Here is a 1,503-nt window from a genome sequence, read left to right as displayed (position 1 = left end):
GGGGGGGTGCCTCTATGGTTTTCGTCAAGCCGCGAGAGCGACTGATGATGGTGCTGGCGGGGCGGTCGGATCTTGATACAGGGTGCCATCGCGGAGCATCGCGTAGAGCACGTCCGTGCGGCGCCGGGCCAGCGCGATCAGCGCCTGGTTGTGGCGTTTGCCCTGGGCTCGTTTGCGGTCGTAGTACGCCCTGGAAGGCGGGTGTGACAGCGAAGCGAACGCTGAGAGGAACAGGGCCCGCTTCAGTCGCTTGTTCCCGCCCCGGGCTACGTGCTCTCCGCGGATCGAGGTCCCGGAGCGTCGGGTGACCGGGGCGATCCCGGCGTAGGAGGCCAGATGCCCGGCATCGACGAAGTCCTTGCCCACAACTTCAGTGAGGATGCGTGCGGCGGTCCTGATCCCTACTCCGGGCATCGAGATCAGGACCGGGTGAAGAGGGTGGGCCTCCACTGCAGCCTCCACCTGGGAGGCCAGGCCGGCCCGCTGACGGGTCAGGCCGGCGAGCTGTTCTGCCAGGATCGGGACCACGGTGGCCGCGGCCTGCGTGCCGGCCACGACCACGGACTGCTCGTCCAGGGCTTGGAAGATCTGTTCCGTGAGAGAAGCGGCCAGGCGTGGGGCGTGCTTGCGCAGCCTGGCCCGCACATGCCCCGGCCCAGCCGTTCTGAGCTGTGCCGGGGTGGGGTAGCGGCCGAGAAGGTCTGCCACGGCGGGGTGGGTGATCCTGGGCCCGAGCACGCGCTCGAGCGCGGGGTGGATCTGGGTGAGGAGTCCGCGCAGCCGGTTCGAGGTCGCGGTGATCTGCGCGGCGAGGTCGTCATCGAACCCGGCGAGCATGGCCAGCTCGGCGATCTGTTCCTCATCGACTCGGATGGAGCGCAGCGTATGGGGCATCGTGCGGGCTGCTTCAGCGATGATCGCCGCGTCCTTGGCGTCGGTCTTGGCCGAGCCGGGGTGCAGGTCAGCGATCCGTCGCATCGCCAGCCCGGGCAGGTACGCCACCTCAACGCCGTCGCAGGCCTGGGCCACGGCCACGGGCAGGGCGCCGATCGTGGCCGGTTGATCGACGACGAGCAGCGCGGGCCCGTGGGCGCGGGCGAGCTCGTCGAGGATGCCGCGTAGGCGGGTCTCGTCGTTGGGCAGGGCCTTGTCGTAGACCTTTTTCCCGGCCGCGGTGAGGGCCACGGCGTGGTGCTCGGCCTTGCCGACGTCAAGGCCGATGAACACGGCCGGGTGCTGCTGTGCTGTCATGATCGTTCCCTTCTGGTGCGCCGGTGGCGTGTGCTGGCCGGCCGGGAGGTGATCACGCTCGGCATCCACGTTACGAAGGCCCTTGTCAGCCGGGTCCTGCCTCTATCAGCGATCCGTGACCACCGGACCGGTCCTGGGTGACAACACCCCCCGGATCATGGATGACTGGGGGCAAACGATCATGCCCAGGACCGGCCGGTCAGCACTCCCTGATCCTGCCGGATCCAGGAGCCACGAAGAAGGTAACGGGGG

General features: G+C 68.9%; 1 protein-coding gene. It reads right to left on the bottom strand.

Annotation, left to right across the window (positions count from 1 at the left end; translation table 11 throughout):
- Positions 1-24: 24 nt before the first annotated feature.
- Positions 25-1,251, bottom strand: coding sequence for an IS110 family transposase (locus QL983_RS11205; RefSeq protein WP_010078639.1), 1,227 nt, complete (start codon positions 1,249-1,251; stop codon positions 25-27).
- Positions 1,252-1,503: the final 252 nt, after the last annotated feature.

This window comes from Micrococcus sp. APC 4021, assembly GCF_030407635.1.
In the GTDB taxonomy this organism is placed as follows: Bacteria; Actinomycetota; Actinomycetes; order Actinomycetales; family Micrococcaceae; genus Micrococcus; species Micrococcus luteus.
The sequence above is the reverse complement of the archived record's forward strand: the minus strand, read 5'-3'. Positions and strand labels throughout refer to the sequence as shown.